6 protein-coding genes are annotated in these 6840 nt (G+C 61.6%); 2 read left to right on the top strand and 4 right to left on the bottom strand.

Going from position 1 to position 6840, the window contains the following annotated elements; translation table 11 throughout:
• Window positions 1–105 precede the first annotated feature (105 nt).
• Window positions 106–741: a hypothetical protein gene (locus ACT3TS_RS16505; RefSeq protein WP_444532616.1), complete on the bottom strand. Its 636-nt coding sequence runs from the start codon at window positions 739–741 to the stop codon at window positions 106–108.
• A gap of 309 nt (window positions 742–1050) precedes the next feature.
• Here ACT3TS_RS16505 and ACT3TS_RS16500 point away from each other — a divergent pair, with 309 nt between their 5' ends.
• Together ACT3TS_RS16500 and ACT3TS_RS16495 are read left to right on the top strand one after the other, a co-directional pair.
• Window positions 1051–1884 carry an HNH endonuclease signature motif containing protein gene (locus ACT3TS_RS16500; RefSeq protein WP_444532615.1) on the top strand — a complete coding sequence of 278 codons (834 nt, stop codon included), beginning with the start codon at window positions 1051–1053 and terminating at the stop codon, window positions 1882–1884.
• Window positions 1885–2124: 240 nt separating this feature from the next.
• A complete protein-coding gene (locus ACT3TS_RS16495; RefSeq protein ID WP_444532614.1) occupies window positions 2125–3549 on the top strand; it encodes a DUF2079 domain-containing protein in 1425 nt (474 codons plus the stop codon).
• 91 nt (window positions 3550–3640) lie between these two features.
• Here ACT3TS_RS16495 and ACT3TS_RS16490 read toward each other — a convergent pair whose 3' ends face one another.
• The 3 genes from ACT3TS_RS16490 to ACT3TS_RS16480 all read right to left on the bottom strand — a co-directional run bounded on the left by ACT3TS_RS16490 (window position 3641) and on the right by ACT3TS_RS16480 (window position 6832).
• Window positions 3641–4342, bottom strand: coding sequence for a biliverdin-producing heme oxygenase (locus tag ACT3TS_RS16490; RefSeq protein WP_444532613.1), 702 nt, complete (start codon window positions 4340–4342; stop codon window positions 3641–3643).
• Between the two features lie 108 nt (window positions 4343–4450).
• A complete protein-coding gene (locus tag ACT3TS_RS16485; protein ID WP_444532612.1) occupies window positions 4451–5725 on the bottom strand; it encodes an MFS transporter in 1275 nt (424 codons plus the stop codon).
• Between the two features lie 54 nt (window positions 5726–5779).
• Window positions 5780–6832 carry a Gfo/Idh/MocA family protein gene (locus ACT3TS_RS16480; RefSeq protein WP_444532611.1) on the bottom strand — a complete coding sequence of 351 codons (1053 nt, stop codon included), beginning with the start codon at window positions 6830–6832 and terminating at the stop codon, window positions 5780–5782.
• Window positions 6833–6840 lie beyond the last annotated feature (8 nt).

Genomic DNA, 6840 nt, shown 5'->3' with positions numbered 1-6840 from the left:
CGGCGGTTGAGTATGGATCCGGGCAGGGACGGGATGTCGTGGGTGGTCTTGCATATTCCGACGTTGGCGGCGGAGGCGATCATGGTGCATTGCCATCGGGTCGCCTCAGCGATCAAGAGTGATGCTGCGGGCCGTCAGCGTGCTGCTGACGCGGCAGGGACCAGGGAGGATTGCCGGGAGTACAGGACGCGTGAGCAGATCCGTGCCGATGTCGCCGCGGTCCTGCTCATGGGCCAGGAACTCCCCGCCAATAGTTACACCAACCCCACCACCAACCACCACAGCAACAACAGCAGCAGCAATAGCAACAGCAGCGGCAGCCGTGGCTACGGCGGTACTGGCGGTTACGACGGCCAAGGCAATGGGAACAGCAGTTACAACGGCCAGGGCGCCGGCAATGGCGGTTCCACTGGCACTGGCAATGGTGCCGGCAACGATTTCACCAGTGCTGGCAGTCGTGGCGGACAGGGTGCTGGCCGGGATGGGCGCCCCAACAACAACTTCAGCAGCACCCCCGGCAGCGGTAGCAGCGGCGGGTTCACTGGCAATGGTGCCACTCAGGGCGGTGGCACCTCTGGCAGTGGTGCCGCACCCGGTGGTGGCAGTACCGGTGGCACTTCTGGCAGTCCCGGTTCCGGCTACAGCGATGGGCCGGGTGCCGGTGGGGACGGTGGTGTTCCTTTTGGGGAGAAGAGTGCGTTTGGGGTGACGTTGTTTGATGAGGAGCCGGTCTGGGCGCACTCAGATCCGGCCCCGCCCCACACCAACACCAGCACCAGCCCAACGACTGGCCCGGAGACGACTCCCGCGGGGGAAGCGGTCCTGCCTGACGTCGACCAACCCATTGGCGGCACGGTTTTGCCTGATGGGGCCGGGTCGGAACCGCTCAGCGGCACGGTTTTGCCTGATGGGGCGGGGCCGGGTCGTGTTGACGGCACCAGCCTGCCCAACACCCCGAATCATGGCCAGGACCCTGGTCATGATCCCGGGCAGCCGTCCGGCCAGGTGCCTGGTCAGCAGCCCGCTCGGGGCTCTGGGCTGGGTGGTGGTGTGGGGTTGGAGGATGTGCCGTTGTGCGGGGAGTTGGTTGGGGATGGTTCTGGTTATGTTGATGAGATCGTTGACGGGGTTGTTGAGGATCGCCAGCAGGAGTATCTGGATCAGTTGGAGGCCATGCGCCGGGGCAAGGTCATGGTGGATCCGCCGTTGCCGAGGGCACAGATTTTGCTTAAGGTCCCGTTTCTGGGGTTGGTGGGTATCACTGATGAACCGGCCGAGTTGGTTGGTGAGGGGGTTGGGCCGGTGCCGTTGGGGATCGCTAGGAAGCTGATGGCTGGTGAGAGCACGTTCTTGCGGGTGTTGACTGATCCGGTCACGGGGCAGGCGTTGCCGTTGAGCCCGCAGCGGTACACGTTGCGGGATGCGGAGAAAGTGGTGTTGCAGGCCCTGGCCGGGGGTTGTTACTTCCTGAATTGTTCGAATCCGGTGGTGTTGACGGATATTGATCATCTGCAGGCGTGGGAGCACGGGGGCAAGTCCACATGGGAGAACCTGAGGCCGGCATGTGCGGCCCATCATAGGTTGCGGCATTTCAAGGATGATAAGGACAGGCATGGTAATTATCGTCGGTATCGGGAGCCGTATCGGAACCAGATTCGTTTGCGGGGCTGGACCCCGAAACTTACCAGTGATGGCCGGGTCGGGTGGATCACCCCGTCCGGGAAGTATCGGGCACCCTTGTATGAAACACCTCAACTCACCCAGTACCCGAAGTGGTTGAAGCGACGCCTCAACAAGGTCCTAAACCCACCCACCAGCACCACCGCCGCCAGCACCGCGGCCGGCAGCAACCCCGACACAGGCCCAACAACACCCACACCGTGAGCAGCACCTGGAGCAACCCGCCGATGACGTCAGCGCCTCCCGACGTCGTGAAAGCCCCGGAGCAGTAAACAACCCCCAGCCGAGCGGGCAGCTTCGGAGCAAATCGCAGTCTGCAGGCCAGACGCCACACCATTCAGCCCCACCCAACACCAGTCCCGAGGCACCGTTCGATCACCTGCACGCGCCGGAGATGGTTCACAATGCCCGACGTGCCATGCTCCGCCGCCTAGACTTTCCCTTGTGACCACACTGCAAAAAGATACTCCGCACACCGGGACCGGCCTGGGACCGGCCAGCCCGCGGCGACTGGTCGATATTCGGCATGCGGCCACAACGCCACTGCTTCCAGCCAGCTTGGTGGGGGCCGTGGCCTTTACCATCTATACGCTTTTCTCCTGGCTGCAATGGCAGAGCTTCACCATCCGCTCCTGGGACCTGGGCATCTTCACCCAGTTGGCCAAGGATTATGCCAATTTTCAGCCGCCCATAGTGAGTATTAAAGGGGATGGCTACAACCTGCTCGGCGACCATTTCCACCCCATCCTGGTTCTGCTCGCACCCTTTTACCGGTTGTTTCCCAGCGCCTACACACTGCTGGTCGTGCAGAACGTGCTGCTGGCCATCTCAGTGGTCGTCGTTTGCCATCTGGCAGTCAAGCGCTTGGGAAACATCACCGGCGTATGCGTGGGCCTCGCCTACGCACTGAGCTGGGGACTGCAGTCGGCAGTCGATTCACAGTTCCACGAAGTCGCCTTTGCGGTGCCTCTGCTGGCCTTTTCATTGGCTGCCCTGTTGGAGGAGCGCTGGCGTTCGGCATGGATTTGGGCTTCCCTGCTTGTCTTTGTCAAAGAGGACTTGGGCCTGACGGTCTTCGTTATCGGCCTGGTCTTGGCCCTGCGAGCCCGGTCCGCGGGAGGCCTGTGGTTGTCAGTATGGGGTGTTGCCTGGTTTTTGCTGACCACCAAGGTCATCCTGCCGTCAATGAATCCCGGCGCCCAATGGGCCTACCAAAGCCAGCTGAACATCAGCGGACTGCTCAGTGACCCGGCCTCGCTCTTCCACCCCGACAAGGTCGCCACCGTGCTGTTGCTGGTGGCCATCACGGCCGGGCTCGCCCTCTTCTCGCCCCTCACACTTATCGTCCTGCCCACCTTGGCCTGGCGCTTCCTCTCGGACCTGCCGGTGTATTGGGGACAGGAGTGGCAATACAGTGCAGTGCTCATGCCCGTCGTCTTTTGCGCCGCCATTGATGCGCTCTCCCGAAGGAGAGTGCTCAACTCCTCCCGCCTCAGGCTGCTCTTGGGAACCGGCATCCTGCTCATCTCACTTGTACTGACGAGCCAGTATGCCTTTGGGAAATTGCCCGACCCCGGCAAGAATTTCCCGCTAACCACGGTTCAATCGTCACAGAACGCCTTGGCTGCAGTGCCCGACGGCGTGAGCGTTGAGACCGACATTTCCCTGATGAGCTACCTGACCGACCGCACCGAGGTGTATTGGATCGGCAACAAAAATCCCGCGCCCGACTACGTACTGATCGACGTCTCCGCCCGCGCCGGCGTGTCTCCCACTGCGGCTGCCACTGAGGCCGAACAGCGCTTTCCAGGCACCCACTTCGTCACCGTTTTCGCAGACGCCCGTTATCAGGTGGCTCGACGGCAGTAGTTTTGCCACCCACCGAACCATGGACGACGGCGGAACCTGGGTCCCGCCGTCGTCCATGGGCATGCAGATGGTTGCCCTGCACTGCCGTTCGCTAGGCGGCCAGTGCAGCTGCGCGGGCGGAATCCAGGTCGACAAAGACTGCGCGGTTGAGCTCAAAGGACTCAGCTGCGAAATCCAGGATCGCGTCCTTCTGTGAACGGCTGAAGTCAGTGCTGTCCAAGAGCTCGCGGTAGGCATCCTTGTACGGCTTGGGCTTGGCAATCTCATTGAATGCGTAGAAATTCAGGCCTTCATCGGCAATGTCGTAGTGACGCTGCACCATCCGGGAGATGATCAGTCCGCCTGAGAGGTCGCCCATGTAGCGCACATAGTGGTGGGCCAGCAGGAACTCGATGGATTCACGCCCCAACGTCGCCAATGCGTCTGCATAGGCGGCAGTGGCCGGCACGATCACTATGCTCCCGTCGGCCAGCTGCGCTTCCCAATCCGCGCCATGGTGGTATGCCATGTCGGCTTCCAAAGCAGCCACGCGTGCCAGCTTGGGATCAATAAAGGCGCCCAACTGGGGGTGGTCGACGTGGGCTGCAAGGGCAGTTTCCAGCGCGCGGTAGATAACCAGGCTCTGATCCAGCAGGCTCACAAGGGCCGCAGCGTCCAAGGCGCCGCCCATCAAGTCGGCCACGAAAGTGGAGTCTTCGGCAGCCGTGTGAGCTGCGGCGGTGTGAGTTTTAAGCTCCTGCGACAGCGCGGCGGGCGACTCTGGCAAAACGGATTCAACTGCGGGTGCTGGCATGACTCACTCCATGATTAGGTAAAGGTATCCTTAGCTAATCAAAGTTAGTGACACTGTGTCAAGAGCTTGCTGACATAGTGTCACTGACTATCAGCACAATTTACTGCCCTAATCCACGCTCTTGATCTTCACCACAAATACCGCGCCGAGGAGCCCAATAACCGCCGCAACCACATACAGCGTCACATAGCCGCCGAAAATGGTGACGAGCGGCCAGGCGATGATCGGCGCAATGACCTGTGGCAGCGAGTTCGCCACGTTGATCACACCCATGTCCTTGCCGCGGCTCACCGCAGACGGCAGCACCTGGGTCAGCAGGGCAAAGTCCACCGCCAGATAAACGCCGTAGCCGATGCCAAGGACAGCGGCCCCCATGAGCGCACCGGTCCAGGTTGGGAAGAACGCCAGAATCAGCGCCGCCAAGGCAATGATGGCCGACGAAGCAATGACGAATGGCTTGCGTTTGCCCACCCTGTCGGTCCATCGTCCGCCAATCACCGCGGTGATCAAGGTCAGGACGGCGTAGATGCCGGTGAGGATCAAGACCCCAAATTCCGGGTTTTCAAAACCCACCGCATCGGTCAGGAAGAACAGCAGGTACAAGGTCACCAGGTGGTTGCCCACATTGACGAGGAACCTGGTGATCCACGCCCACGCAAAGTCAGGATAACGTCGCGGAGAGATCCAAAAACCCTTGACAAAATTTAGCCAGGTAAAGGGCGGTTTGTCTTTTGAGCTGAGCACCGGGTCGTTGGCCAGGAACAAGTAAGGCACCATGCCAGCCACCAGTGCCACCGCGCAGATGATGAACCCGAGCGAATAATTCCCGGCCACGACGGCGGCAATGGCAGCGCCCACAAGGATCCCGGCCACCGTTCCCATGGAGGCCAGCCCGCCTATGGTGCCACGTTGCCGCACCGGAACTTGGTCGGGTATGGCAGCCGTGGTGGCGGCAAGCGCACCGTTGGCCCCCAGTTGCACAAGGCACCACAGCAGGGCCATGGCAGCAACACTGGGCGCACCCGCCAAACCGATCAGGCCGATGGTTCCCAGCAGGGCACCGATGAAAACCCACGGCACCCTGCGGCCAAACCGCGACGTCGTCCTGTCGCTGAAGGTGCCGAAAAGAGGATTGGCAACCAGGGAGACCGCGGCGCCGGCACCCGTGACCAACGCCAGGATGCCTTCCTTGTCAGCCTCACTGAAGTCCGCGGCCTGCTGTCCCAGCAATACCTGGATGGGTCCAAAAAATGCGGCATTGATGCCGACATTGACCACCACAATGGAGGTTGTCCACCGGTGTCGCACGTTGACCGTTGGCTCGGCCAAGGCCAAACTGCCAGGCTGTTGTTGAAGGAAACCTTCGGAGTCTTTTTGAGTCACAGTGGCTTCAGCCTTCCCCGCTAGTTACCTTGCCACACTATTCTCCGCCCCAGCTTACGCGTCGGCGCGGGCGGCTTCGCGGGAAGCTCTGACTTGTTCAATGATGCGCAGGGTCGCGACCGAGTCCGCCGGGTCGACCGGCACGGGCCCTCCTTCGAGCACTGCGGCGGCCAGAAGTTCATAGAATCGAGTGAAATTGCCGCGCACGGTGGGCACCGGCACGGTATCGGCGTCGCGCCCAAGGGTCCCCCAACACGCCTCCGGATCAACCCCGTAGGCGGTGTCCCCGGGCAGGATGCCTGCCTGGATCTGGCTCTCCTGGGCGTCGGCAGTTTGCTTCACATATGCTGCCTCCGAGCCTAGGACACGCAGCCGGGGCCCCTTCTGCGCGACACTGAGATTCATCCACAGGTGCGAAATCACACCGCTCGCATGCTCAAGTGCGACGAATACGTCGTCGTCGGCCAATTCGGCTGGGCGCCTGGCAGCAAGTTCACCATAGACACCAGCCACCGGCCCAAACAGCTGCAGCGCTTGATCTATAAGGTGCGTGCCAAGATCGAAAAGCAATCCGCCACCGTCGGCCACAGTGGCTTGGGCCTTCCATTCCTTCGTGATGGCCGGCTGCCAACGCTCAAGCCGGGACTCAAATCTGCGCACTTCACCGAGCGCACCTTCGGCCAGCAACTTCTGCAGGGTCAAATATTCCCCGTCCCAACGTCTGTTCTGGTAGGTGGTAAGAATCTGCCGGCGTTCCTTGGCCAGGGCAATCAAGGCATCTCCCTCGGCGCTTGTCAGCGCAAAAGGCTTGTCGACGACGACTGCGCACCCGGCTTCAATCGCCATGGTGGCCAAGGGAACATGCGTTGCAGGCGGCGTCCCCACCACAACAAGGTCGATGTTCTCATGGCTTCCGGTCCGGGCCCACTCTTGCCGAGTGAGCACCGCAGCGTCCGGGTGGGCGGTCTTTGCCGCGGCCTGGCGTTCCGGATCCGACGTCGCAATGACGTCCAGGCGGAATTGCTCCAGCGAGGCCATCGACGGTGCATGAAAGACACTGCCCGCCAGGCCGAAACCCAAGAGCGCAGTACGGATTTTTGGTGTCATGGAACTTA

This window comes from Specibacter sp. AOP5-B1-6 (assembly GCF_052376555.1).
In the GTDB taxonomy this organism is placed as follows: Bacteria; Actinomycetota; Actinomycetes; order Actinomycetales; family Micrococcaceae; genus Specibacter.
This window is presented reverse-complemented; position numbering and strand designations above follow the sequence as displayed.